The following is a 23780-nucleotide window of genomic DNA, read 5'->3' on the forward strand; positions in this document are numbered from 1 at the left end:
CCGCCCGTTGACACGCTGCCCAGATGCTGGTGCTCCCCGTCTCCGTCGACACCCGCCGCTGCCAACTGCTCGGCCTGGTGGGCTCGGCAGCGCTTGCCGCGGGCGGCGTGACCGCCGGCGCCCTGCCCGTACGGAATGCTCTCGCACCGGAGTCGGGCCGGGCCGCGCTCGGACTGGTCGCCGCGTACTTCGGACTCGTCCTGCTGGTAGCGGCCTGGGCGCTGCTGGGGCGGGCGGTCCGCGGGCCCAAGCCGCCCGGGCGGCGCACCCTGCTGCTCACGCTCGGGCTGTGGGCGGCCCCGCTGCTGCTTACGCCGCCGCTGTTCAGCCGGGACGTGTACAGCTATCTCGCGCAGGGCGCCATGGTCGACGCACAGATAGACGTGTACACGCACGGGCCCTCGCGGCTCGGCGGACCTCTGCCCGCCGAGGTGGCGCCGCTGTGGCAGCACACCCCGACTCCGTACGGACCGCTCTTCCTCGCCTGCGCCCGGGCCATCACCGACTTCACCCGCAGCGAAGTCTTCACCGGCGTGCTCGGGATGCGGCTCGTCGCCCTGCTCGGGGTCGCCGTGATGGTCTGCTGCCTGCCCACGCTGGCGCGGCACTGCGGGGCGGACCCGGCAGCCGCGCTCTGGCTCGGGGCGCTCAATCCGCTGGTGCTGCTCCATCTCGTCGGCGGCGCCCACAATGACGCGATCATGCTCGGCCTGCTGGGTGCCGGTCTGGTGGCGGCGCTGGGGCGCTGGCCGATCGTCGCGGTCGTCCTGGTCACGCTCGCGGCCCTGGTGAAAGCGCCCGCCGCGCTCGGGCTGCTGGCCGTCGCCCTGCTCTGGGCCCGGCAGCTCGACGGCCGTACGCCACGGGTGAAGGCCGCGGCGGCGGTCCTGGGGATCAGCGCGGCCACCACGGCGGTGACCACCGCCCTGACAGGCACCGGATACGGATGGATAGGCGCCCTGGACACCCCGGTCTCGCCACAGAACTGGTCGCTCACCTCCTCTCTCGGCCGCATGACCGGCGCACTGCTGGAGAACGCGGGCAGCGGGCTCGCCCAATTCGCCGCTCCCGCCTGGCACTTGGCGGGCCTCGGCGCCACCGCCCTGGCCGTACTGCTCGCATGGCGGCGCCACCACAGACTGCGCCCGGTGTACGCACTCGGGCTGAGCCTGATCGCGGTGGCCGTCCTCGGACCGGCGATAAGGCCCTGGTACGTGCTGTGGGGGCTGTTCCTGATAGCCGCGGCCGGACCCGACAGTTGGGTGCGCCGGACGGTCGCCGTCGCGAGCGGAGTCCTTGCCCTGGCCGTACTGCCGAGCGGCTTCGCGCCCGAGGGACCGCAGGTGGCGCTGGCGACCTGCGGCGGAGTCCTCGCCGTGCTCGCGCTGTGGTGCGCCCACCGCATGACGGAGCGCGCCGCGGCCCGCACCGGGACGGACCCGCTGGGGAGCGCCGCATGACGAAGAGGCCGGGGAGCCGCCGGATGAGGCCAGGGAGCACCACATGTCGATGACCAGATCCACAGCCATGACCTGGCCGACGACCACGCGCGGACGGCTGTCCCTCGTCGGGGGGCTGGCGACCGCCGTCGGACTCTTCCTGGCCACGGTCCCGCTGCACCGGGACTGGTTCGACCTCGGCGTGTACTACGGAACCGTCGAGTCGTGGACCGACGGCGGACGCATCTACGACTATCTGGTCCCGGGGACGCACTACGGCTTCACCTACCCGCCGTTCGCCGCCGTGTGCATGCTGCCGATGACCCTGGTCGACTGGCAGAGCGCCGTCGCGATCAGCGTGCTGCTCAACCTCGCGGCCGCGGGAGCGGTGCTGTACTGCTCGGCCGGAACCGTCGTGCGGCGGCAGGGCTGGAGCCGGTGGTTCACGTTCGCCGTCGCGGGCTGTCTGTTCGTCCTGCTGGAGCCCGTCCGCGACACCTTCAGCTTCGGCCAGGTCAATCTGCTGCTCCTGGCGCTCGTACTGTCCGACGCCTGGCTCCTGTCCACGGGCCGCGGCCGCTTCGCGGGCTTCGGCATCGGCCTGGCCGCCGCCATCAAGCTCACCCCGGCCGTCTTCATCGGCTACCTCCTGGTCACCCGCCGCTGGCGAGCCGCCGCCACCGCCACGGGCGTCGCGACCGGCGCCACACTGCTCGCCATGTGGGTGGCGCCCGACGCCTCGCGGGTCTACTGGACCGAGGCGATGTGGAACACGGACCGGGTCGGCTCGCTCGCGTACGTCTCCAACCAGTCCTGGCAGGGAGTCGTCGCCCGGCTCTCGGAACCCGACGCCCCCAGCCGCACGGTCTGGGCGCTCGGCGTGATCGTGATCCTCTGCCTCTGGGCCTGGCGCGCCCGCCGGGCCGTGGCCGCCGGAGACGAACTCGCGGGCTTCGCCGTGACCGGCCTCACGGCCTGCCTCATCAGCCCGGTCACCTGGGTGCACCACCTGGTCTGGGTGTTCCCGGCACTGGCCGTCCTCATCGACGCGGGGCTGCGCCTTCAGAAGGGTGACCCGAGACGGCGCCGCCTGCTGCGCTGGGCGGGCGCGATCTACGTCATCCTGTGCAGCAGCGTCGTATGGCTGTGGAGCTGGGACGCGACGGGCATCGACGGCTTCGTCGGCAGCAATACGTACGTCTGGATCTGCCTCGGTCTGCTCATCGCGCTCCCCCTGCGGGAAGGGGCGGCCGCCGCCCGCCCGCTCCCCCACCACGCCGGATCTGCAACGATGGGCGCATGCGCGCACGCTACGGAGTACCCCTGGGAATCACGGCAGTCGGCGCAGCCGGCCTCGCCTACGCCGCCGGCTTCGAGGCCCGCTCCTTCCGCCTCCGACGGCTGACGGTTCCCGTCCTGCCGCACGGGATGCGCCCGCTGCGCGTACTCCAGGTCTCCGACATCCACATGGTGTGCGGCCAGCGCAAGAAACGGGCATGGCTCCAGTCCCTGGCGGGCCTGCGCCCGGACTTCGTGGTCAACACCGGCGACAACCTGTCCGACACGGACGGCGTACCCGAAGTCCTCGACGCCCTCGGCCCGCTTCTCGAATACCCCGGCGTCTACGTCTTCGGCTCGAACGACTACTACGGCCCCATGCTCCGCAACCCGGCCCGCTATCTGATCGAGAAGGCCCAGGGCCGACACGGCCTGAACGGCAACTCCGCGGCGGTCGGCGTGGTCCACAACCCGTGGGAAGAGCTGCGCGACGCCTTCGACACGGCGGGCTGGGTGAACCTGACCAACAGCCGCGGCAGCCTGAAGCTCGACGGCTACGAGCTCGCGTTCACGGGCCTCGACGACCCGCACATCAAACGCGACCGCTACGACCGCGTCGCCGGCGGCCCGGACACGGCCGCCGACCTCTCCCTGGCCGTGGTCCACGCCCCGTACCTGCGCACGCTCGACGCCTTCACGGCGGACGGCTACCCCCTGATCCTGGCGGGCCACACCCACGGCGGCCAGCTGTGCATCCCCTTCTACGGCGCCCTCGTCACCAACTGCGACCTGGACGCGGCCCGCGTCAAGGGCCTCTCGACCCACCAGAACGCCGGAAACGTCTCCTACCTGCACGTCTCGGCGGGCTGCGGCGCGAACCGCTACACGCCGGTGAGGTTCGCGTGCCCACCGGAAGCGACGCTGCTCACACTGGTGGCGCGGGACTGAGACGGCCCCGGTAGGTGCGCGAAAACCGGATTTCGTCCAGGGGCGCGGGTGGGCTAAAGTAATCGATGTCGCCGCGACAGCGGTGACATCGGGGTGTAGCGCAGCTTGGCAGCGCGCTTCGTTCGGGACGAAGAGGTCGTGGGTTCAAATCCCGCCACCCCGACAGCTAAATTGCAGGTCAGGCCCGGTGCTGATACTTCAGCACCGGGCCTGACTCGTTCTCCAGGGGCTCTCTGGAGAAATCCTGGAGAAGATCTTGGAATCTGTCTCCAGATCAGCGCGCTTTCAGCAACGCATCCAGAGCAGCCACGGGCGAGCCGTGACTCATCTCCCGGCGTGCGTCCAGCGCTTCCTCCCACATCCCGGTGAGCGCGGTCATCAGCGCCTGCCGCATTCCTGGCGTGATGTGGTCGTAGCGCGACTGGACGGAGCCATCCTCATGGCCCATGCGTTCGTCCATGAGCTTCGGCGGGGTCCCCACCTCCCTCATCAGAGTCTTGTGCGTGTGACGCAACCCGTGCGGAGTCAGTCCCGGAGCGATCGGCACCCAGCACACCTCAGCCCGCTTGGAGGCTCCTCGCCCGCGCGCCGGGATGCCAGGCCAAGGCTCAGCAACGACAGGCACCGGCCGCTCTTCCTGACTGCCCCGCCCCGGGTACCGCCCTGTCGCGGCCGGCCGAAAGAGCCACGTGGCGAAACCGGAGCGCCGCCAGTGAGCAGCCAACTCCCCCGATGCGGCGTTGCGGATGTACCCGAGATCACTGACGGCTTCCAGCACGATCAGGCGAGTCGGCTCCGCCACAGCATCCGGGCGGTTGAGGACGTTGGAGGCAGTGCCGGTCGATACGCCGCAGCGGCGCGCCACGTCGACCAGCTTCGCCCCAGGGCGGCTCACGGACCCATTGGCGGTTCCATGTCCGCGGAAGACGTAGGCCAGTCCGTGGCACTCGCAAGGCTTCGGTCTCCTCCGGGCGATGTGGCTGGCAAGCAGCGAGGCGAGGAAATCCGGAGTGTCGATGTCGCGGTAAGAATCGTCCTTGGGCGGGCAGCGGTGCAGTTCGCCGGTGTCCAGTTCGTATAGCTGCCATTCCACGCGAATGCTCTTGGGCCGTACGAACTCGGTCTCAAGGCCGACGATCTCGCCCCAGCGCACGCCGGTGTAGCCCTTGATGATGCCGGCAACGAACTCGTCGTCGCGGCCGGACAGCAGCGCCATTCTCTCGGCGAGCAGCAGGACGCCGAGTGCAGTCGTGACTGCCTTCTCCGGGCCACGGTTACGTGAGCGGCCGGCACGCTTTCCTCGTCCACGGCGCTTTGTTGCCGGGTTGGAGTCGCGCAGTCCCTCATCAACAGCGTCGGCAAGGATCAGGTGCAGTGTCGCCCGCCATGTCTTGACGCTGGATGCCGCATAGGGCACGGCACGTTCGCGCTTCTCCCAAGCGGCAATGTCGGTGCTCAGAATGTCAGCGACGGCGGAATCCTCGAATGCGGGGAGCAGATGCTCTTCGATGTGCCGCCGGTAGTTCTGCATGGTGGATGCCGCCAAGTCCTGTGCGGCATACCAGCGGTTGACGTAGGCACCGAAGGTGATCCGCTCAGGCGGTGCTTTCTTCGTTCCGGCCAACAGTTTCGCTTCTTCGGCGTCAGCCGCCTTCTTTGCCGCAGCCTTGGTCCGGAAGCGGATGGCATCGCCATCGGCATCGCGGACAGTGCCGTACTTGCCCGGCGCCAGCTTGTACCGGCCGCGCCAGTAGTTGCCGAGACTCTCGGCATAACCCACGTTGTTCTCCTATGAACGGGCGTGCCGCCCGGCTCAAGGGCCGGGCGGCACGCGGAATCAGGCTGCGCTGGACTGCGGTTGGCCGCCACGCGCCCTGCGTGGGGTCCTTGCCTTCAGGGAGGTGACGGACGCCGCCGTTGTCGTCGCCCTGCGCCGTGGTGCTTGTTTTGCCGGCGCAGGAGCGTCATAGCTTTCGGCGGGGCGGCTCTCGAAGATGCGCATGATCTCGGCGAAGTGCTCGGCCGTGAACCGGTAGCTCCCTGCGGGCTTGGTGAAGGGGATGCGTCCCCTGCGAGCTTGTTCCTTCACCCACCACTCCGAGCAGTGGAGGGCCTTGGCGATGTCGCTCGGGAGGTAGACCGGGGGAAGGGCCGGGGGTTCCAGTCGCGGAGCGGTGCTCATGTAGCGGTGACTCCTCACGAGGAAGCGGGATCCAGTGACAGAATTGACAGAACCTCGCCTGCAAGCCGTTGACCTGCGGTTTTGATGCTTTCTGGATCTTTGACAGAACTGAATTAATTGCTGACAGAACCTCGTCAGGGGGGTTCTGTCACAGGACCCGCGCGGCGCTGCCGGGGGTTCTGTCGAGTTTTAATTGAGTTCTGTCAAAACCGCGATCATGGTCGTTCGTGCAGGTCAACGGCTTGTTCGGGCGGTTGTGTCAGTTCTGTCAGCGGCCTGGGGGTTCTGTCAGGCTCCGCGCGCGATGCGCGGGTGGGTCTCGAAGCGAGGCGAGGGCGGCCGGCCGCCGCGACCGGTGCGCGGGGGCGGCGGCTGCTGCCGGATCCAGCCGTGCTCTTCGAGCAGGGCGAGGGCGGGGTCCAGGTCGCTGATGGCGGGGAAGTCCGCCCGACGCAGCATCCGGAACAGCTCCCGTTTGGTGAACTGTGCGGGGTTGCTGGAGACGAGCTGTGCAAGGACGGTCACCGCGGATTCGTGGGCGGGGTCGGCACTCATGACGCTGAACACGTCCAAGGCGTGCGCGGTGAAGTAGACGCCCAGTTCAGTAGCGGCGGCCATGGTGGATGCCTCGATGGGCTTGTGCCACCCGTCCTCGGGGTGAGCGGCGAGGTGCAGGAGGCCGGCGATGCGGGCCACGGCGCCGTCCCGCTTGGACGCCCATTTCACGATCGGAGCGAAGCTCCCGTCCGGGCCGAGACGCGACTCGGTGACCTTCTGGTAGGCCAGCAGGACGGCGTCGGCTTCGGGGGTGAGCTGGATGAGGGCGGGGTCGGTCCAGTCCGCCAGGGCGAGCGTCAGACCCGCCAAGTGCTTGGCGTAGGTGGCGGCCACCTGCTCGTCCAACAGTGCGGGCGTCAGGCTCCGGGAGCCGACCAGGGACAGGGGCTTGGAGTAGAGGAAGCGGGCAAGGAGTCCGCGCCCGTCTGCTCCGTCGATGCGGCTAAGTGCGTCCAGAACTTCCGGCTGCACTGCCAGGCCGATCGTGACTGCCGGGGAGTCGACGTGCTGAGCACTGCGGCCCTGCCGGTTGACCCGGAGCATGTCCCCTGCGTGGCCCTTGAGGAACATGCCCATGTTGGGCTTGCCCGTGTAGCGCCCGGCGATGATGTCGAACAGCTCCCCCTCAGCACTCAGGCAGGAGATGCGCCCGCCCTGCTCGTCCAGGAGTGTCCCGACGTTTTCCGGCGTCACATCGTCCGCGACGAGTTGCGGTTCGGCGGGAACCGTCATCTTGTCTGCGTCCTGAGCCAGTTGGACGGCCTCGGCGGTCAGGGTGTCGCGGTGTTCGGGCTCCGCGTTGGCCGCCTTGCCAGCGGCCTTCTCGGCTGCCGACTTGGCCAGCCTCGCCAGGGTCTCGGCCTCCGCCCTCACGGGTCCGGAGAGTTCGATCAGAGCCTTCTCCGCATCGAGCAGTGGTTGAACCATGAGGTCGAATACGGCGGACTTCCGGTTGCCAGGGGGCAGTGCGATGGCGGTGTAGATGTTCACGGGCTCCCGCCAGTGACCGCGTACGCACACCTTGACGCGCCCGCCGGCGGCGGTGGCGAGGACCGCCAGGGCCAGGCATCCGGCTAGGTCCGCCGGGGTCTGGGTCTCCTCGGCGACACCGCGCACCATGCTGCCCAACCAGGCGGGGAGGACGTTCACGGGGAAGTCCGGGAGCGGCGGGCGAACCCGCAGGGGAACGGGTTCATCCCAGGCGGGGCCGGTGATCTGCTCGGGTTCGATGTGCTCGAACCCCTCCCACAGATCCGGGCCTGCGTCGTTGGTCGTCATGCGGCGGCCCTCATGTTCTGGGGTGCTTCAGTGCTGACGACCGTTGCGGTGAACTGCCTGGCTGCCGAGTCCTCGGCCGCCCACCGCTCCTCGCGTTCACGGAGAAGGCCCTGGACGCCGAACACGCCCTCGTAGTCGCGGTCCTGCTCGGCCTGGGAGATGAGCTCGATGTAGCTGCTGCGGATCTCGGCGCGCTTTGCGTCGATGGCAGGACTCTCCAGTTCTCGGATACGGGCCTTGAGTCGATGAATCTCGGCGAGCAGCGCGGCGCCGTCGATGACGTCGGTCATGCGGCGGCCCTCCCTTCCTGGGTAGTGCGCAGCGGGCAGGTGTCGCGGTGGGACTCGTGGTCGGCGATCAGGGCCAGTACGCGTGGCTTGCCAATCGCGCTACGGTCCCTGCCACACAGGCATTTCGAGGTGGCCGAGGGGATAGCCCCCCGCGGGGCGCAGATCGCCATCCACGCAACGGGGTAGCGGCCGTCACTCGGGCGCGGGTCAGGGCGAACAGCAACGGGGACGCCTTCGGCGACGCCCTTCGGGGCGCCCACGGCCGCCCGTAGCGGGCCCTGCAGGGCGCCCTGTGGGCTGTTCGGGGCGATTAGGGATGTTTTGTTCATACCGTGCGCTCCACAGCCGCCTCAAGGCCGTTGGCGACCGCGCGGCGGGCGTAGGCCTCCGGCACCCCGACGGAGACAGCGGCAGCCACGATCCGTTCCCCGAGTACGGCCAGTCCGCACGGCCCGGGACACCGGCCGTGCTGCGTCTTCAGGAAGCGAGCCACTTGGAACGCCTGTGCTCCGGCGCCGGATTCGGTGTGGCTGCGCACCAACGCGAGGCCGTGCTCGATGCCAGTGCGTACGTAGCGTTCGGTGTGGCGGCACCCGGTTGCGACGACCCGGTCCCATGTGGTGCAGACGGGAGACGAAGAGGCCACCCTCCCGGGCGCGCGGGTGGCCTCTTCCCTCACGACCAAGGCGCGCACGGCTGTCGGCAGGTCGACCATGCGGCCGGTGCCGGGGCCGAGCCAACGGGTATAGGACATGCGCGATTTGATGTCCACGCCCGGCCGGACCGCGCTGGACGACGGCATGGCGCCCCGGTAGAGCCAGTGCTCACCGCGCGTCGTCAGCACGATCCGGGTGGCGGGCAGACTCTGCCGGGCCCAGGCAACGGCGGCCGGGGAGTCCAGGTCGACGACGGTGAGGCCGGCGCCGCCGGGGTGGTAGGCAACCGCTGCCGCTTCTCGCCACACCCGCTCCCACGTCGGCGAGTTGATGACGTGGAGGTTGGTGGTAGCGGCGGCCCAGCCGTGGCAGGGCGCCGAGCAGGTGCAGGGGCCGGGGGTCTTCATGTTCGGCCGGCCACCGCAGGCGTTCTTGGCGCATGCCGGGCAGTTCCCGAAAGGGGCCTTGCCCTTGCGCAGGGGCAGCGGCGGCACACCGGACCCGGCCAACTCCAGTGCGGTGCGCAGGTGGCTGCGGTTGGCGGTCATGCGGCGGTCCTCCCTTCGAGGGTGAGGAATTGGGTGGCGATCCACTGGGAGTAGGCCGGGGGGACGCATTCGCGGATGCCGTCCCGGTTCATCCACGGCACGCGCATGACCGCGCGGGCCCGGCCGACGCCGGAGAAGTTGCCGATGTACTGCCCGAAGTACCCCGGCGGTACGGGGCGCCCCATCTTGGCCTGGGGCGTCACGTGTCCGGGATGCGCAGGCTGGGTCAGGGTGCAGCCGCTGCCGGTCTCGAAGTAGCGGTGCCGGTAGGTCTCAAGCCCGAACATGGAGCCGCACAGCATCACGGGCTCGCGGAGCTTGGGCACGGCGCCCCTGACGTTCTCGATCACCCACGGGCGCCCGGTGGATTCCAGGGCGGCGCGGGTGGGGGCGATCAGGTCAGGGTGGGGGTTACCGCGGATGCGCTGGCACTCGCTGTCGTGCTGGCACGGGGGTGAGGCGTGGATGAAGTCGAACTCCGCACCGTGCTCGCGGATGAACGCCACGGCCTCGGCCTGGACGAAGGTGAAGGGGTAGCGGGGCTGCGGGGCGATGTCGATGCCGGTGACGTCGAACCCGGCATCTGAGTAGCCCTTGCCGGCGCCGCCCTGGCAGCAGAACGCGTCCAGCAGACGCGGCCTTAAGCCGCGCACTCGCCGGATGTCGGTGGGTTGGGTCATGCTGGAGGTCTCCAGTTTCTCTGAATTGGTGCTGGATGCCGGGGCGGCCCCAAGTCATTGGCGTGAGTGGGGGCCGCCCCGGGCGTCATTGCTTGGGGCGGGTGAGCTTGAAGGTGAGGCCGCCGACGCCGATGGGTCCGGCGGCCCCGGCGATGAGGGTTGCGGTGTGGATGGCGAACTCGAACAGCGCGAGGATCGCGGCGACCGTGCCCGCAACCCCGATTGCCGTGGCGAGTCCCAGGCCGAGAGGCACCAGGAAGGCGCGCGCGTGTCGGGCAGCCGGGGCGGCCTGGACGACGACGATGATCGGCCTGCCTTCTCGTTCGGCCTGCCGGTAGAGGTCGGCGGGTATGTGCGGGGCGATGGTTCCGTGTTCGGGCCCGGGCGGCTGGCGGGTCATGGTGGTGCCTCCGTTCATCTCGCGGTGTGGTGGTGCGGGAACGGGGCGGGCCGGTCTCCACAGGGTGTGGAAACCGGCCCGAACGGTCACACGGTGTGACCGTAGTGGGGTGTGTCTAGTGGGTAGTGGCTAGTGGGGACCCCAGTAGAAAGCCGCTGTTGGGGCCTCTAGTGGGGTCTACTGGGGTGTTCTACTGGCTACTGGGGTGGTCCCCACTACCCAGTAGCCAGTAGCTGTGTGTGAGTGATCAGAAGTGGTCGGGGTGGATGTAGACGGAGTGCGGTCCGTTGTCGCGGTAGATCAACTCACCGCGTTCTGCAGCCGCTTTGAGGGCGTCGCGCACGGTCTTGCGATCACGGCGCACGAGCTCCGCGACGGCGGAGGGCTTCATGCCCATGGGGCCCGCGGACTTGATGGCGTCGATCGCTTCTGCGAGCCATGCCGGGCCCGAGTCGGTGTCCTTGTCTCCGCGTAGGGCGGACAGGTTCAGCCCCTGCGAGGGTGCCGCGGGTGCCTCCTCCGCAGCCTTGGTCGGCTCGGCGACGGTGCCGAACTGCTCGTCGATCTCAGCCATGAACTGTGCTGCCAGGGCATCCGCGTCCGGCTCGGCGCTCTCGCTGCGGAGGGCCGACAGATTCAGCCCACCGGCCTTGGCCGGTGGCGTGGACTCGGTCGTGTCGGTGCTGGGGGTGTCGTGCATCCAGGCGATGCGGTCGCTGTACCAGCGGCGGGCGTAGGCCGTTCCGGCCGCGTCCGCGGACGGCTGGTCGAGTGCGGGGTGTCGGTCTGAGGTGGCGGCGACGATGTCGCGGATCTGGTTGGGCAGGATCCGCCAGTTCTTGAACAGCGCCACCGGGGATTCCGGGGTGCCGAGGAATCCGGCGCCCTTGTAGGGGGCCTGGTCGGTCTTGAGTCCGCGGCTGCCGGGGAACATCTTGCCCAGGTCCATGCCCTCGGTCTCACCGCCGGTGAGCGCGACACGCACTTTGGCTTCGCGGCGGATCATCAGGTTCCCGAGCACGGAGCCGGTGGCCCCGAGCGCGGTGAGCACGGTGCGTACGCCCATGGCGCGGGCGATGCGGATGACTTCGAGGATCTTCTTGGCCAGTTCCCGCATCTGCTTGTCGTTGCTGGTCAGGATCTCCGCGCCCTCGTCGATGACCAGCATGATCTGCGGAATCTTCGCGCTGACCGGCAGCAGGTCGGTGTTCGCGCGGGACATCAGGTCCTGGTAGGCCATCTTCCGGTGCTTCGCGACCCTGACCGCCGCATCCAGCATCAGGAGTGCCTCGTCGTAGGAGGCGGCCAGCCAGTCCACCCCGGGCCGCAACGGGGCCTGTCCTTCTACGGGCTGGTGGTTGAGGGCGGGCAGGACCCAGGGGAGTCCGGCCGATCCGGCGTTCAGGTCGATCACCCACGTGAGCACATCTTCCGCGCGGGCGAATCCGGCGAGGATGACGTGGACCATGTTGGTCTTGCCCGATCCGGTCGGGCCGACCACCAGCGCGCACTGCTCACGCAGGTAGGCCAGGACCTCTTCCGCATTGGTGCGATACCCCCACGGCAAGCCGGTGTGGATCGACAGCGGCCCGTACTCGCTCGGATAGGTCGTCTCGGCGACCAGGACGTTGACGGTGGTCACGTCGATCAGTACCCGGCCCTGGTCGATGCCGGGCCCGGCGGCGGCGGTGCAGCCGTGCGGCAGGCGCGCGTCCGCGGACAGCCGCCCGGACTCCTTCGCGATCCGGTCGTAGGTGGCACCGCCTGCCGGGAGTTCGGCATCGATGCTGAATCCGGTGCCGGTGGGCCACATCTCGACCGCGAGGACGCGCAGCGTGATGCCGCACACCCGCTGGACGCGGTCGACCCACTCCGCAGCGATCGCCCGCCGTTCGGCGGACAACTCTGCGGCGATGTGGCGCTCGGCTGCGGCGATGGCCTCCTCCTCCCGCGCCTCCTCAAAGAGGCTCATGGAGCGGGCGGCGGCGCCGATGCCGATGCCGATGGTGGCGAGTGAGCCGAGCGCGGCCCAGGTCAAAGGGCCGCTTGCCATGGCCCAGGTGGTCCATCCGGCGCCCACGAGCCAGGAGGCGGCGCGGGTGGCGATGGTCCGGCCGGCGTTGCGGGCGCGCAGTCCGGCGATGGCGTGGCCGAGCGCCCCGGCGGTGCCGGCCGCGAGTGCCCAGCCGGGTGGCATGTGGGTGGCTGCTCCGGTGGTGGCCAGGGCGAATGCTCCGGTGGTGGCGGACAGGGCGCCGGTCACGGGTCCGTGACCGGCGCTCCAGTCCCACACCGGACCGCTGGTGGCGGCCTTGGTGTTGGTGCTCATCTCAGACGTTCCAGCCCTTCTCAGCATCGGGACCGTTGCGGGGGTCTTCGTGGCGGGCGATGTCCTGCTCATGCACCTGCCGGAAGATCGGGCCGAGGTCTTCCGCGGCGGACACGGCGTACATGAGGGCGTTGTAGATGTCGGTCAGACCGCCCGCGACTTCCTTCTCCAGCGGGAACTCCGAGTCGGAGCGCTCCGCGAGGATCTGCATCGTGTGGGCGATGCTCAGCAGGGCTGCGGGCAGGCTCTCGACCATGGCCAGGATCTCCATGCAGCCGTCCGGCTCGTAGGAGTGGGCCGCCGATTCCATCTCGGCTGCGGTCTCTTCGAAGTTGAACCCAGACACGTGCGTCGCCTCCTCAGCGAACGTGGGTGAAGCAGGTGTGGTGGGGACCAGGTGGGCGGGACGCTCCACCTGGTCGGTGATCTCGTTGGGGTCGCTCTCGGCTTCCGCATCGGCGGCGGCCTCTTCGGCGTCCTGGGTCTGCCGGATCGCCGCGTCACGCTCTGCCTTCTCCAGCCGCGCCTGACCCAGCAACCGGCGGTAGAGGCGGCGCCCGGGGTACTGGAGCCAGCGAACGCCGAGCGTTCGGCCCAGCGGTGTGGTGATCAGGCCGATGACGCCCAGCGCTCCGCCCAGCAGCGCGGCCACCAGGCGACGGCCCTGCATGCGGGCTGCCGAGCGCCACAGCGCCCAGCGGGCCCGCTTGCGTGCCGGGGCCTTGCGTACCGCGGACCGCTTGCCCGCCACGTCCTTCCCGGTGCGCTCATCACGAGCGCGCCGTGCCTTGGCGACCAGCGCGCTTCGGCCCGACGCGACCTTGCCCGCACCCTTGGCAAGGGCACGGCCGACACGCCCCTTGGTGGGGGTGTCGGTGTTGCGGGCCGCGGCTTTCGCGGCCCGGCGGGCGTCCGCGACACCGCGGCGGGCCGCGGTGGTCTGCGCCCGGTTCGCCGCCCGCGTCGGAGCGGCCTGGCGCTTGTCGGCGCGCAGCGCCCGCACCTGACCCACCCGACCCGTACCGCCGGGGCGGGCAGTCCCGTGCCGCTTTGCCGTACCCGCGCCGTGTGTTGCCGGACGGTGCTTACCCCGGCTGGCAGGGCCACCGGCGTGCATCCCCCTGCCGGTGCGGGACTTGCTCTGGCCACGGCCAGCGCTGGTGCCGGCACTCCCGTTACGGGACTGCGACGGCACCCCGCCACGGCCCTGCCGACGGGCTTGACCAGCGGCCGACGCAGCGCGTGACGCAGTGCGGCCCGTGCCTTGTTTCCGTGGAGTGCGCTGGTCGCGGCGGCTCTTGCGGGCCGCGGCTGCCGTGCCGAGAACGACCGCACCGGTCATGGCGATCGCCGCGGCGACCGGCCCACCGGCCAGAGCTGCGGTGGCGACCATGCCGATGGTGCTGTTCGCTCCCGTCGTTGCCAGCGGCAGAACGGGCCAGCCACCCGGCGTGTGGTCCAACTCGGCAGGCTCGGGAGCCTGGTGGGAGCGGGGTGTGATCTCGGGTGGGGGCGGCGGTGTGGCCGGTTCGACCGCTACCGGCTCGGTACTGACATCGGTCATGCTGCGAGCACTCCTCGGTGGAGTAGGGGCCCGGCCGGGACTTTGGTAGGAAGCGGCCGGGCCTCGGTCATCGGGACGGGTCAAGCAGCGCGCTGTCCATCGGGGTCGTGCGAGGTCATAGCTGGTTCGGGTCGATCGAGAAGAACTGCACTGCAAGCTGGTCGGCGTTCAGGCCCAGCTCCCGCGCGACGACGGCGCGGATCTGCTCGAATGCCTCGGCCCGGGTGGCGCCCTGTGGGCCGGTGGGCAGGTCGGCCGCGCCGTTGAACGTGGCGAAGTGGCCGCCGCTCGTGTGAACGGTCATGACGTAGTGGAACGATGTGACGGCGCTGGTCACAGGAATCTCCTTGACGAGTAGTTGAGTTCAGGCGGCTTGCGCGGTGGGGTAGGCGCAGGACACGCACATTCCGAGCGAGGTGGGGATGCAGTAGCCCGCATCCGTGCGGCAGTTGGGGCATTTGCGGCGCGCGAGCATCGCTTTGGCGTGCGCGGCCCACATCGCTGTCGTCATCGGCCGCACCGGCCTGGCACGATCGAGCCGGTACAGGTAGGCCGTCAGCGGTCCGCGACCTCTGCGGGGCCGGAGCAGCTGAGCCGCGATCGGCTGCCCGCCCGGACTCAGACCGCGCGCCCGCAGCTGCCGGCGCGTGGCGTATCCGTCGGGGGCCAGCCGCCACGGGTAGGTCGGTATCCCGTGCACGCGGCCGGTGGGGTCAAAGCACCGGCTGCGGGAGGGCGGCATCAGCCCTCACCGCCCACCGCCATCAAGCGCGGCCCGGGCTCCTCGGGGTTGGCGAGTCGGCCGTAGACCTTGTGGACGTAGGAGGTGGACCGGGTGGACTTCACCGCCGCTTCCGCGATCCTGTCGCCACCCTCGAAGCACTCGCGGATGACCTCCGCGGCCTCCTCCGTGCTCAACCTCCGCCCGCCCTGCAGCCCGTCCCGGTCCGGGGTGGACGCCGGGTGGACAGCGAGGGGAAACACCGCGCCTCCACCACAGATGACCAGCGGCCTTGCCGCGGGTACCGGCTTCGCAATCGCGGTCGGTAGCTCGATGGGGGCGTGGGTGGATGCCGGGGTGGACGGCCGGTGGACGGGGTGGGTGTCCACCGTGTCCACCAGGAGGCGCAGTTCGGCGATCCGGGCCAGGATCGCCCGCCGGTAGTGAGTGATCGCCTCGGCGAGAACGATCAACAGCACGGGCGGAATCGAGTGCAGGACCAGGCCGGCGGGGTCCACGTCGCGGGGGATGCCGAACGGCTTGCCAGCGGGCCACAGTGCGGCCCAGCAGTTCATCAGCCACGTGCCGAGCCCGGTGAACCAGCGCAGCGCGGTCGCCCACCCCGAGGGCTGCACACCGTGCTGCGACAGCAGTCCGTCGACGATCAGCACGGTGCCGAGTGCGACCGCCACCATCGGATCGAGCAGCCAGGCGATCCACACCGAGATGTGATGAGTGATCGCGAACAGGGTCACGTTCGTCGCGGTGAACGCGAGCGCCACCACCGCGATGGCCACCAGCACCCGCGTCAGCCGCGACTGGAGCAGGAGTAGCGCGGCGATCTGCTCGCCCGGGGGTGCGGGCCGCTTCATGCCGAGCCCCCGACCTTGACAGGTTCAGCGACGCGCGGATGGTCCGTCGCGGACGGGGTCTGCACCAGGCGTGCGAATCCCATGAGCCGGACCGCGGCCCCCGCAAACTCGGTCCCGCCTTCCAGACAGACGGTCGTGCCGTCGTCCTGGTCGTGGCGGGCCACCGTGTCCGGGCTGATGCCGAGCGCCACCCGCCACGTCTCGAACCCGGCAAGGTCGCCGTGCAGCGAGAGGTCCAGCCGGTCCGGGTAGATGGGCGACAAGTGCACATGCACGGCCGGCAGGTCCGGAAACTCGACAGCCAGCGTGCGCAGGGCGCGCAGGGCGCCTGTCAGGTCGTTCAGTACGAGGTCGTTCATGCCGCGGCCCTCTTGCCCGTACCCGGACGACGACGCAGCGACGGCTGCGGCAGCACAGTCACGTTGAAGAGCTCCGGGGCGAACGCCTCGATCGCCTCCGCAGCGACCTTGCTCACCGTGTCCGGCAGCTCCGGATACGCGGCGAGGATGTCTCGCGCGGCGTCCAGCCGGGCGGCCCGCTCCATCTCGCTCTCGCCCTCCACACCCAGCCACAGATCCAGCGGGGTACCGAGCGCGAGCTCAACGAACTCTGTGGCGGTAACAGCCACATGACCAGCAACGATGTTCTTCATGGGTCGCAGTTCCTTTCAGGTGGGAACGGCCCGAACAGCGGCCCCGGAGGTGCAACTCCGGGGCCGCGCGCCGTTGAGGCGGTAGATCCGGCTCCCCTCAGCGCTGCTCGTACGAGACGAGCAGCGGAGGCAACCGGCGCGGCGTGAAAGCCGCGAGGCAGAAGCGCGGGCAAGTGCCGCGCGGCCGCCTTTTCGACTCGGGGAGGCGGGGCCCACCTATGTAGTTCTCAAGCAACCCCCAGCGCGGGGCCCCTAGTTGTGGCAGGCCATCCCGAACCAGAGCCACTCCGCCTGAGGCGGCGTGGCGTTGCAACTACAGACTGGACCGGTGGACCGGTCCAGTCAAGCGGCGAATTTGGAGTTGTCGAACATCGCAGCCAATATCCCCAGCTCAGAACGCCTGACAGGGCATCAAAAAAGCTGGACCGGCGGACCGGTCCAGCTTCGATTCGAGCACTTCACTACATCGCGTAGGTGTCCACCTGCTCGAAAAGTGAGGCAGGCGTAACGCCCTCTTCGCAGACCAATGGGCGTCCTTCCTGGTCGTGCGCCGTGTGCAGGAGAACCGCGACCGCGCCGCCCTCCTCAACTCCCAACCGCTCCGCCTCCACATCGGTGGCCAGGCGCACAGTGGTGACGTCTACCCCCTCAACGGGGAATCGCCCGGTCTGTCGACGGACGTAGCGGGTTGTGCCCTCAGCAATAGGAGCCGTGTCCGAGAGCCGGGGGGCCGCTTCTCCGATCTCAGGGGGGAACCACGCTTCCACCCAGCTATTGGGGCTCCCGTCCGGGAGCTGGAGGATGCGGACGCGCCGGAGCGCCAAGACTCCCGGCGCTAGGTTCAGGGCGTTGGCGACGCGCGCTGGAGGTTCGGCCCAGTCAGGCACCCCAACCCTCAGGAACGGCATCCCGCCCAAGATGCGTGCCGACCCTGCCCGGCGGGCGCCGGCAGGGCGCGCCACGGGTGTCTCCGTGACGACGAAACCGGTCCCCTGCTTGGCCACTACTACGCCGTCGTTGCGGAGCACGTCGACGGCCTTGATGGCAGTGGCCCGCGACACATCCCACTGCTCAGCCAGGTCTCGGCCGGACGGGATGGTCTCGCCGGGGGCGAACTCACCTGCGGCGATGCGCGTTCGAAGTGACTCAGCGATCTCCTCGTACTTCAGAACAGCCATAGCTTCCTCTACCTCGCGCGCTGGACTGGTCCACCGGTACACACGATACTGCGGGCATGTCGAATCTCGAATTGGCGCCCTCCGTGATGCGGTTCTATGGCGAGACAGTGAACGAGGACAGTCGCCTGCGCAGCTCGGCAGATGGGCGGATGGAGCTGATCAGGACGCAAGAGCTTCTCCGACGGTTTCTGCCCCCGGCGCCGGCCCGCGTGCTCGACGTGGGAGGGGGAACCGGGATCCATGCCGAATGGCTTGTGAAGGACGGCTACGACGTGACCCTCGTGGACCCGATCCCCCGGCATGTCGAGACTGCGTCATCAGTGTGCTCAGCGGTCGTGGGAGATGCCCGCGAGCTGAACGAGCCCGACGCCTGCTTCGACGTTGTGCAGCTCCTCGGGCCGCTATACCACCTGCCCGATCCCGCTGACCGGCGTAGGGCGCTGGCGGAAGCCAAGCGTGTAGTGAAGCCGGGCGGGTTGGTCGTTGCGGCTGCGATTAATCGGTACGCATCGCTCTTCGAGCACGTTACCTACGCCCACCTGCACACCGAACGGATTCGTGATTCCGTTTCAGAGATTCTTGAGACGGCTGTCTACGACGGCGTACGAGGGTTCACCTTGTCTTACTTCCATCGCGCTGAAGAGCTGGTGGCAGAGCTGGTGGCGTCAGGGTTGCAGGACGTGCAAGTCTTCGGGATTGAAGGGCCAGCATGGTCGCTCGTGAAGGCGGCTGAGCAGCAGCCGGGCGAAGGACCCACCGATGCCCTCGTCGCCTCCGCCATGGAGGCGGCTCGCATGGCAGAGCCGTACCCGGAGTTGCTGGCCGCTAGTTCACATCTGCTGGCCGTGGGACACGCCCTCGACTCTGCGGAGTCTGCGGCACCAACGGGGCCGCAGACTCCGGACGCTGGGACCACGCGTTCTTTCTGACGCCGCATAGAAGGCGGCCACACGGCCCGACTAAAAGAGGCTGGCTTCTGCCTGCCCGGCCTCTTCGGCGGTCTCTGAGGCATACCCCTGCGCCCTGTCCTCCCCGTCCCCGCTGGGCGTATCGATCGCGATATTTCCAGCGACCTCCTCCTCGAATCGGAGTGACCGGTCAGCAGCGTCGAGAAGGTCCGCCCATGTCAGGACTTCCACCCGATTGATGAGGGAGTTATAGGTTCGGATCGTTTGGTCAACCATCGACCGAGTAACGGCCCCTAGTTGTCTCGCGGGATCTTCCGGGATGTCTACAAAAGCCTGATTTCCGATTACGACGGTTGCTCGCCCTCGACGCAGATCGTAGTCGATGCCGCTATTTCTGTAGATGGTTTCCATGGTGGCGCCGCCTTCGTCCAGTTGGCGGATGTAGTTGGCGGCCTGCATAACCGCCTCATGAACTTTCGCGCCGGGCATCAGATGCTGCCTGTGGCGCTCGATGAGGCTTGGGATGTGAGATCCCTTAAGTTCGACGATATGTAGGGAACCATCCGCGCAGAAAAGTGGGATGTCGTACCGATCCATCGGCATGATTGAGGCCCGCGCAACTCCTGTATACCTGCCGCCGAAAATCCAGTAGTTTCCCTTGATTTTCCTGTGTAGATCAGTTTCCGTGGTGGCCGGATCTGAGATCATCCGCTTGAGTTCTGCGATCAAAGCTCGCCGCCTTGCGATGACAGCAGTCTCTGCAGCAGAGAGGCCCGCGGCGCTCGAAGCGGCGGCGAATGCGACAATGCTAGAAATGTCGGCCCGCTGTGAAAGGACGGCGCCAACGCTCGCGCCGCTAAGGCCGAGCCTGTCGAAGTATTCAAGGGCGCTGGTAGCTGCCTCGCTCGGGCTGATTTCGATCCCTCGCAAGGGCGGCCCGCCGAAAACCTCCACGATGCGATTGGCGATTTCCTCAGTATTGGGGTCAGCGGCCACGTAGTAGCCGCCCATCACGGCCCACTCGAGGCTCTCATCGCTGACTCGCTGCAAGAGGAGGATTGTTTTACCTGTTTTAGCTGCGAGTTTTTCGGCGGCTCGGTGAGTTGCCTCATTTTCGGTGCGAAGCTTAATAAGGGCAACAACAACGGTTGCCTGTACCGCAGCCGGAGATTGAACAGCGCGAACGCTGAAATTGCTCACCCTTGAGACATAAGTGAAATAAAGCCTCGAAGGGGGTAAATCGAGCAATTGGGCGGTGAAACCCCGTGCTTCAGCGTACTTGTTGTTAATGGGCCTTTCGTGTTCCTTTTTAAGCAAGCGAGACAGGCGTGCCAAGGTTTCCTCGGGCGTCATGCGCGTGATTCTACGCCGACGTCTTGTGTGAGGGGCGTGATTTCCGGTCGCGGATGCGGGAACTCGCCCCGCATCCGCGGTCGATGCTAATCGCCTGTCTGAGACTGTTCGTCCCCGAGAAATCGAGTGCCAGCGCTGCCTTACGTCAGGCTGTCCTGACTAGACCCTGCATGTAGTCGGCGTGATCCTTGAGAGCCGTGGAAAAGTCCTCCGGGTAGCGAAGGCGACTCTTGAGGAGGCGTTTGTGGAACCCGGCAGTGGCTCGCAGGCTCAAGGGTACGGCTGTGTCCGGGTTCATGATGTCCAGCAGATGCTGATATTCACGCTGCTCGGGCCACAGGCCGACCGGCACATCCCAGCGACCATCCACGTTGCCCCAGGCCGCTGTGGGCCATTTCATCCCCTTGGGGAGAATTAGTTCGCCCGTCTCGTCATAGTCGCCAGGGGCTTGAAGCCGTCGTCCCAGCCATTCGGATACGCCCACGGTGACCGCGTTGCCGACGAGCTTCCAGCGCGTACCGGGGCGCGCGACCTCTAGTGCCGCTTTGGTCCAATCTCGGGGGAACCCCTGCATTGCTTCCGCGTCTTCGATCAGGGGGGTCACGATAGACCTGCCGACTCCTGCGCCAGGCACCCATACGGCGGGTGATGAAGGGATTCCGAGGCCCGATCCGCCTTTAAGAGTGGGAAGGGCATCCTTCGCCCATCCCAGCCCCGTGTTTCCCTCTGTCCAGTAGAAACCGAATGCGTCGTCCTTATAGTCCGATTCGGACCGCTCTTCAGTGTTGTCGGCGAATAGGACGGTACGCGGATCTTCGGTGCGTGACGCAACGAAGATAACCCTCTGACGTCGTTGCGGTACCCCAGTGAAGCGTGAATCAACGAGTCGGTAGGCCCACGTGTAGCCGAGCCGCTCAAACTCGCCGACAAGGTACTCCATTGCTGTACCGCGGTCGAGGGAAAGCATATTGCGGACGTTCTCGATGACTACCCACCGAGGGGAAGCATCCTGCAGTAGTTCGAAAAGATGCTTGACCATTCCCGAGGCTTTCCCGTGAATGCCTTCAGTTCGGCCGGCTTGCGACAAGTCGGTGCACGGAAAACCGGCAGTCACGATGTCGACGTCAGGCAGCGACTGCAACGTTTGGATGTCGCCATGTAGCGGAGTGTCAGGAAAACGGTGCTGCAGTACAGCCTGAGCCGGCTCCCACCACTCGCAGAGCAGCTTGGTTTCCATGCCTGCCGCTTGAAGTCCCAGTTCGACACCGCCGATGCCGGCAAACAGCCCTGCAACGGTCAGTGGTCGGGTGGCGGTGGCGAGGGTCGGCATGGTGTCGATGATCCCACGTTCCTTCTGGAAGGTCTGACGCATGGCTTGGCTTGTGCCTCTTTCTGCGATGGGGGCTGGGTGGCCGACTGGGCCTCGGGCGGTTCAGATGCGTGAGTTCGTGGCTGCCACGCACGACAGGTTGGGGAGGAGGGGGTGGGCCCTTGACTACGGAGCCAGTCCTCGCACCGCGAGGACTGGCCGTGCGCACAGATGAGGAAGGGCTGGACTACCGTTGCTTCAGTGGGATCACGCAACGAGTCCTGGGCCTCAAGCAGGGCTACTCGAGCCAGCATGCGAGGCAACCGCAGTCGTGACACACGACCCGAGCTGGCGCTGAGACGGGCCGTGCACCGCCTCGGCCTCCGCTACCGCGTGGCGGTCCGCCCCCTTCCGGAGGTGCGTAGAACCGCGGACTTGGTGTTCACCCGGGCGAAGATCGCTGTCTTCTTGGATGGCTGCTTTTGGCATGGATGCCCAACTCATCACACGGTCGCCAAACGCAATGCTTCGTTTTGGGCTGAGAAGGTTGCCCGGAACAAGGAGCGAGACGAGGACACGAATCGACGTCTGCGGGAGGCCGGCTGGGTTGCGGTTCGTGTCTGGGAGCATGAGGACCCTCACACGGCTGCTGAGAGGGTGCGACGGGCGGTTGAAGCCCGACGCGTTACGTGCCCCCGCAGTCTCAGTTCTAGTCTCGATTGCTGCTTAATCCGGTGCGGTTCGCGTTCGTCCGTGAACGTCCGCCACACGCCTGACCTGCGGCGTGAAGCGAAGGGCGGACGCCCCTGGACCTCCGCGGAACAAGCCCGGACAGCTCGTAATGCGTAGGAGTCTGGCCAGCGGCGCCTGGCCGTGGCGCTCGAAACCGCGCGTGCAGCGGGATCGGCGTGGGCAACATGGACGCCATGGCAAATGAAGAGCACCGGCAAGCAGCACTGTGCCTCAGCGGGCAACCTAGCGAGTTAGGGCGCTCCTACGGACTTGAGCCACTACGTCTGTATCTGCACCGCATCACCTGCGGGCGCCTGGGCCAGCCCAAGGGCTGGCCCGACCCACCTCAGCTGAACACTCCATGGCAGGACACGATTTCGCCTACTCGTTCCGGCTGGCGACAGCGCGCGGCCAACCTGTACGGCGAGACTGTGTTTGGGGTCGACTACAAGGTGTGCCGCCGCTGCAAGCTGGCTTGGGTCGAGGAGCCTCACACCGAGCCGGAGTACCAGCGTTGTGGACTCGCCAAAGCGGGCCTGGCCGCGCTTCGGACCGACTTTCCGCAGATGGCCTGGCACACCCTCGGCGGGCATTTCAGCGACGCACAAGTCTTCTGGAGCTCAGTGAGCGCTGGCGTTCGCGGCGGCTACGAACAGCGTGATCTATGCCCTCACATTGTGCGGTACTGAAACAGGTTGACTGCGATGCGATGGCCGGTGTTCGCCTGATTAGCGGCGTGAGCGCCTGCGACGATGTGAACATGCCGACACCTGGAACGCCTCTCCCCGCTGCGCTCATCCCCGACTGCACCAAACCGGATGCTCACCGCACGGCCTACAAAAGCGCCAAGACCAACGACGCGATCTTTGTCTGCATCGCTCGCCAGGGATCGCGCTGGAAGGTGGAGCTTGACGCTTTTGCCAGCAGCGGGCCCACCATCCCGGAGCAGGCAGTTGCTGTCCTACAGTCCGCGATTGAAGTACTGGTATCTGACGGCACGGTGACGCAGGCCAACATTGCACCTGACTACATCTCCATATGGGCGATCAAGAGCGAGCAGAAGGCACGCGAAATCGCGGCCGCGTTCCATGCCGCCGTGCACGGACTCCGGCAGCTATACATCGCCGTTCCAGCCCCGCGCAGCTAGTCTCCGAGGCTCACGCCGAGGCGGTCAGTGCCAGACAGCGGGCCGCGGGCCACGGAACTGCGGACCACACGCCGACTCCTGCATCGCGCGCAGTGAGCCCGAGTGCTGTCTTGGAGAAATTCTGGAGATGATCTTGCGTCAGGGCCCCTGAGGCGCCAACGGAGACCAATGCTCCCCAACGCCCTGACCTGCAAATTTGACCTAGCGCACAGGCAGACGATCTTCCAGGGCCTAATTCGGGACGAAGAGGTCGTGGGTTCAAATCCCGCCACCCCGACAGCCGAAACACAAGGTCAGGGGCCTGATCCACTCAGTGGATCAGGCCCCTGAGTGGTTTCTCGGGTCCTCTGGGAAGCCTCTCCCGCACAGCCCGTGCAGAGCGCGGAACCGTGAACTCGGGCTGCTGTCAAAACTGTTGACAGCGGCGAGGGCCGGGCTGCTTCGTCGTCAGGCGGCTGCGGAGCTGGATGCGGGGCGCAGGGTGTCGAGGGCCGTGCTCCAGGTCACGAGTTGGTCCAGCGCCGTCGTGAGCGTCTTGTGCTGGTGGTCGCCCGGCTTGAAGTCGTGGAAGTCGGCGAAGTCGGTCCGCAGGTTCAGTGCCACCTGCGCGGCCACGTCGGCGATCTGCAAGGCGCCCACGATCTGACGGAGTTGTTCCACCGCGCGTACGCCTCCGTCCACGCCGTAGGAGACGAAGGGTCACCGGGGCTCCTTCACGGTTCGTCGTCGTACGGACCGGTGGCGCAAAGTGGGCGAGC

The 23780-nt window shown here is 67.7% G+C and carries 25 protein-coding genes and 1 tRNA gene; 8 read left to right on the forward strand and 18 right to left on the reverse strand.

Going from position 1 to position 23780, the window contains the following annotated elements; translation table 11 throughout:
- Positions 1-23: 23 nt before the first annotated feature.
- From mptB to OG905_RS18870, 4 genes are all read left to right on the forward strand, one after another.
- Positions 24-1460 carry a polyprenol phosphomannose-dependent alpha 1,6 mannosyltransferase MptB gene (mptB, locus tag OG905_RS18855; RefSeq protein WP_328673438.1) on the forward strand — a complete coding sequence of 479 codons (1437 nt, stop codon included), beginning with the start codon at positions 24-26 and terminating at the stop codon, positions 1458-1460.
- Positions 1461-1527: 67 nt separating this feature from the next.
- Positions 1528-2844 carry a glycosyltransferase 87 family protein gene (locus tag OG905_RS18860; RefSeq protein WP_328682447.1) on the forward strand — a complete coding sequence of 439 codons (1317 nt, stop codon included), beginning with the start codon at positions 1528-1530 and terminating at the stop codon, positions 2842-2844.
- On the forward strand, positions 2739-3665 hold the full coding sequence (locus OG905_RS18865) for a metallophosphoesterase (protein ID WP_328673439.1): 927 nt from the start codon (positions 2739-2741) through the stop codon (positions 3663-3665). Before OG905_RS18860 ends, OG905_RS18865 begins: the two co-directional genes overlap by 106 nt.
- 89 nt (positions 3666-3754) lie before the next feature.
- Positions 3755-3828 (forward strand) — tRNA-Pro (locus OG905_RS18870).
- Positions 3829-3939: 111 nt separating this feature from the next.
- Here the strand turns inward: OG905_RS18870 and OG905_RS18875 are convergent.
- The 15 genes from OG905_RS18875 to OG905_RS18945 all read right to left on the reverse strand — a co-directional run bounded on the left by OG905_RS18875 (position 3940) and on the right by OG905_RS18945 (position 17573).
- Positions 3940-5445, reverse strand: a complete 1506-nt coding sequence (locus tag OG905_RS18875; RefSeq protein WP_328673441.1) for a LacI family DNA-binding transcriptional regulator — start codon at positions 5443-5445, stop codon at positions 3940-3942.
- A 57-nt stretch (positions 5446-5502) separates the two neighbouring features.
- Positions 5503-5847: a DNA-binding protein gene (locus OG905_RS18880; RefSeq protein ID WP_328673443.1), complete on the reverse strand. Its 345-nt coding sequence runs from the start codon at positions 5845-5847 to the stop codon at positions 5503-5505.
- A gap of 288 nt (positions 5848-6135) precedes the next feature.
- Entirely contained in the window at positions 6136-7683 is a 1548-nt protein-coding gene (locus OG905_RS18885; RefSeq protein ID WP_328673445.1) for a YfjI family protein, read from the reverse strand.
- Positions 7680-7973: a hypothetical protein gene (locus tag OG905_RS18890; protein WP_328673446.1), complete on the reverse strand. Its 294-nt coding sequence runs from the start codon at positions 7971-7973 to the stop codon at positions 7680-7682. The genes OG905_RS18885 and OG905_RS18890 overlap by 4 nt, the downstream gene beginning before the upstream one ends.
- A gap of 325 nt (positions 7974-8298) precedes the next feature.
- Positions 8299-9177, reverse strand: coding sequence for a bifunctional DNA primase/polymerase (locus OG905_RS18895; protein WP_328673448.1), 879 nt, complete (start codon positions 9175-9177; stop codon positions 8299-8301).
- Positions 9174-9857 carry an SAM-dependent methyltransferase gene (locus tag OG905_RS18900; RefSeq protein WP_328673449.1) on the reverse strand — a complete coding sequence of 228 codons (684 nt, stop codon included), beginning with the start codon at positions 9855-9857 and terminating at the stop codon, positions 9174-9176. The genes OG905_RS18895 and OG905_RS18900 overlap by 4 nt, the downstream gene beginning before the upstream one ends.
- An 85-nt stretch (positions 9858-9942) precedes the next feature.
- Positions 9943-10257 carry a hypothetical protein gene (locus OG905_RS18905; RefSeq protein ID WP_328673451.1) on the reverse strand — a complete coding sequence of 105 codons (315 nt, stop codon included), beginning with the start codon at positions 10255-10257 and terminating at the stop codon, positions 9943-9945.
- Between the two features lie 247 nt (positions 10258-10504).
- A complete protein-coding gene (locus OG905_RS18910) occupies positions 10505-12586 on the reverse strand; it encodes a hypothetical protein (protein ID WP_328673454.1) in 2082 nt (693 codons plus the stop codon).
- 1 nt (position 12587) lies between these two features.
- Positions 12588-14150: a hypothetical protein gene (locus OG905_RS18915; RefSeq protein WP_328673455.1), complete on the reverse strand. Its 1563-nt coding sequence runs from the start codon at positions 14148-14150 to the stop codon at positions 12588-12590.
- A 115-nt stretch (positions 14151-14265) separates the two neighbouring features.
- Entirely contained in the window at positions 14266-14487 is a 222-nt protein-coding gene (locus tag OG905_RS18920; RefSeq protein WP_328673457.1) for a hypothetical protein, read from the reverse strand.
- Positions 14488-14514: 27 nt separating this feature from the next.
- Entirely contained in the window at positions 14515-14892 is a 378-nt protein-coding gene (locus OG905_RS18925; protein WP_328673459.1) for an RRQRL motif-containing zinc-binding protein, read from the reverse strand.
- Positions 14892-15743: a hypothetical protein gene (locus tag OG905_RS18930; RefSeq protein ID WP_328673461.1), complete on the reverse strand. Its 852-nt coding sequence runs from the start codon at positions 15741-15743 to the stop codon at positions 14892-14894. The genes OG905_RS18925 and OG905_RS18930 overlap by 1 nt, the downstream gene beginning before the upstream one ends.
- A complete protein-coding gene (locus OG905_RS18935; protein WP_328673462.1) occupies positions 15740-16102 on the reverse strand; it encodes a hypothetical protein in 363 nt (120 codons plus the stop codon). The genes OG905_RS18930 and OG905_RS18935 overlap by 4 nt, the downstream gene beginning before the upstream one ends.
- Positions 16099-16395, reverse strand: coding sequence for a hypothetical protein (locus tag OG905_RS18940; RefSeq protein WP_328673464.1), 297 nt, complete (start codon positions 16393-16395; stop codon positions 16099-16101). Before OG905_RS18940 ends, OG905_RS18935 begins: the two co-directional genes overlap by 4 nt.
- Before the next feature lie 461 nt (positions 16396-16856).
- Positions 16857-17573, reverse strand: a complete 717-nt coding sequence (locus tag OG905_RS18945) for a GntR family transcriptional regulator (protein WP_328673466.1) — start codon at positions 17571-17573, stop codon at positions 16857-16859.
- A 56-nt stretch (positions 17574-17629) separates the two neighbouring features.
- Between OG905_RS18945 and OG905_RS18950 the strand changes: the two genes are divergently transcribed.
- Positions 17630-18502, forward strand: a complete 873-nt coding sequence (locus OG905_RS18950; RefSeq protein WP_328673468.1) for a class I SAM-dependent methyltransferase — start codon at positions 17630-17632, stop codon at positions 18500-18502.
- A 30-nt stretch (positions 18503-18532) separates the two neighbouring features.
- On the opposite strand, the gene OG905_RS18955 is transcribed toward OG905_RS18950, so the two are convergent.
- Positions 18533-19834 (reverse strand): Shedu anti-phage system protein SduA domain-containing protein, encoded by a 1302-nt coding sequence (locus OG905_RS18955; protein ID WP_328673469.1) that lies wholly within the window; start codon positions 19832-19834, stop codon positions 18533-18535.
- Positions 19835-19979: 145 nt separating this feature from the next.
- Positions 19980-21206: a DNA cytosine methyltransferase gene (locus tag OG905_RS18960; protein ID WP_328673472.1), complete on the reverse strand. Its 1227-nt coding sequence runs from the start codon at positions 21204-21206 to the stop codon at positions 19980-19982.
- 249 nt (positions 21207-21455) lie between these two features.
- Between OG905_RS18960 and OG905_RS18965 the strand changes: the two genes are divergently transcribed.
- The 3 genes from OG905_RS18965 to OG905_RS18975 all read left to right on the forward strand — a co-directional run bounded on the left by OG905_RS18965 (position 21456) and on the right by OG905_RS18975 (position 23022).
- A complete protein-coding gene (locus tag OG905_RS18965) occupies positions 21456-21992 on the forward strand; it encodes a very short patch repair endonuclease (RefSeq protein ID WP_328673474.1) in 537 nt (178 codons plus the stop codon).
- Positions 21993-22069: 77 nt separating this feature from the next.
- Complete coding sequence (locus OG905_RS18970) at positions 22070-22564, forward strand: hypothetical protein (RefSeq protein ID WP_328673476.1); 495 nt, start codon at positions 22070-22072, stop codon at positions 22562-22564.
- Between the two features lie 20 nt (positions 22565-22584).
- Complete coding sequence (locus tag OG905_RS18975) at positions 22585-23022, forward strand: hypothetical protein (protein ID WP_328673478.1); 438 nt, start codon at positions 22585-22587, stop codon at positions 23020-23022.
- Between the two features lie 447 nt (positions 23023-23469).
- Here OG905_RS18975 and OG905_RS18980 read toward each other — a convergent pair whose 3' ends face one another.
- On the reverse strand, positions 23470-23682 hold the full coding sequence (locus OG905_RS18980) for a hypothetical protein (protein WP_328673480.1): 213 nt from the start codon (positions 23680-23682) through the stop codon (positions 23470-23472).
- Positions 23683-23780: the final 98 nt, after the last annotated feature.

It is taken from the genome of Streptomyces sp. NBC_00322 (genome assembly GCF_036147535.1).
GTDB lineage: Bacteria > Actinomycetota > Actinomycetes > Streptomycetales > Streptomycetaceae > Streptomyces.

Coding starts and splice junctions, on each gene's coding strand:
- mptB (WP_328673438.1), top strand. CDS start 24: ATGCTGGTGCTCCCCGTCTCCGTCGACACCCGCCGCTGCCAACTGCTC.
- OG905_RS18860 (WP_328682447.1), top strand. CDS start 1,528: ATGACCTGGCCGACGACCACGCGCGGACGGCTGTCCCTCGTCGGGGGG.
- OG905_RS18865 (WP_328673439.1), top strand. CDS start 2,739: ATGCGCGCACGCTACGGAGTACCCCTGGGAATCACGGCAGTCGGCGCA.
- OG905_RS18880 (WP_328673443.1), bottom strand. CDS start 5,847: ATGAGCACCGCTCCGCGACTGGAACCCCCGGCCCTTCCCCCGGTCTAC.
- OG905_RS18885 (WP_328673445.1), bottom strand. CDS start 7,683: ATGACGACCAACGACGCAGGCCCGGATCTGTGGGAGGGGTTCGAGCAC.
- OG905_RS18890 (WP_328673446.1), bottom strand. CDS start 7,973: ATGACCGACGTCATCGACGGCGCCGCGCTGCTCGCCGAGATTCATCGA.
- OG905_RS18895 (WP_328673448.1), bottom strand. CDS start 9,177: ATGACCGCCAACCGCAGCCACCTGCGCACCGCACTGGAGTTGGCCGGG.
- OG905_RS18900 (WP_328673449.1), bottom strand. CDS start 9,857: ATGACCCAACCCACCGACATCCGGCGAGTGCGCGGCTTAAGGCCGCGT.
- OG905_RS18905 (WP_328673451.1), bottom strand. CDS start 10,257: ATGACCCGCCAGCCGCCCGGGCCCGAACACGGAACCATCGCCCCGCAC.
- OG905_RS18910 (WP_328673454.1), bottom strand. CDS start 12,586: ATGAGCACCAACACCAAGGCCGCCACCAGCGGTCCGGTGTGGGACTGG.
- OG905_RS18915 (WP_328673455.1), bottom strand. CDS start 14,150: ATGACCGATGTCAGTACCGAGCCGGTAGCGGTCGAACCGGCCACACCG.
- OG905_RS18925 (WP_328673459.1), bottom strand. CDS start 14,892: ATGCCGCCCTCCCGCAGCCGGTGCTTTGACCCCACCGGCCGCGTGCAC.
- OG905_RS18930 (WP_328673461.1), bottom strand. CDS start 15,743: ATGAAGCGGCCCGCACCCCCGGGCGAGCAGATCGCCGCGCTACTCCTG.
- OG905_RS18935 (WP_328673462.1), bottom strand. CDS start 16,102: ATGAACGACCTCGTACTGAACGACCTGACAGGCGCCCTGCGCGCCCTG.
- OG905_RS18940 (WP_328673464.1), bottom strand. CDS start 16,395: ATGAAGAACATCGTTGCTGGTCATGTGGCTGTTACCGCCACAGAGTTC.
- OG905_RS18945 (WP_328673466.1), bottom strand. CDS start 17,573: ATGGCTGTTCTGAAGTACGAGGAGATCGCTGAGTCACTTCGAACGCGC.
- OG905_RS18950 (WP_328673468.1), top strand. CDS start 17,630: ATGTCGAATCTCGAATTGGCGCCCTCCGTGATGCGGTTCTATGGCGAG.
- OG905_RS18955 (WP_328673469.1), bottom strand. CDS start 19,834: ATGACGCCCGAGGAAACCTTGGCACGCCTGTCTCGCTTGCTTAAAAAG.
- OG905_RS18960 (WP_328673472.1), bottom strand. CDS start 21,206: ATGCGTCAGACCTTCCAGAAGGAACGTGGGATCATCGACACCATGCCG.
- OG905_RS18965 (WP_328673474.1), top strand. CDS start 21,456: ATGCGAGGCAACCGCAGTCGTGACACACGACCCGAGCTGGCGCTGAGA.
- OG905_RS18970 (WP_328673476.1), top strand. CDS start 22,070: ATGGCAAATGAAGAGCACCGGCAAGCAGCACTGTGCCTCAGCGGGCAA.
- OG905_RS18975 (WP_328673478.1), top strand. CDS start 22,585: ATGGCCGGTGTTCGCCTGATTAGCGGCGTGAGCGCCTGCGACGATGTG.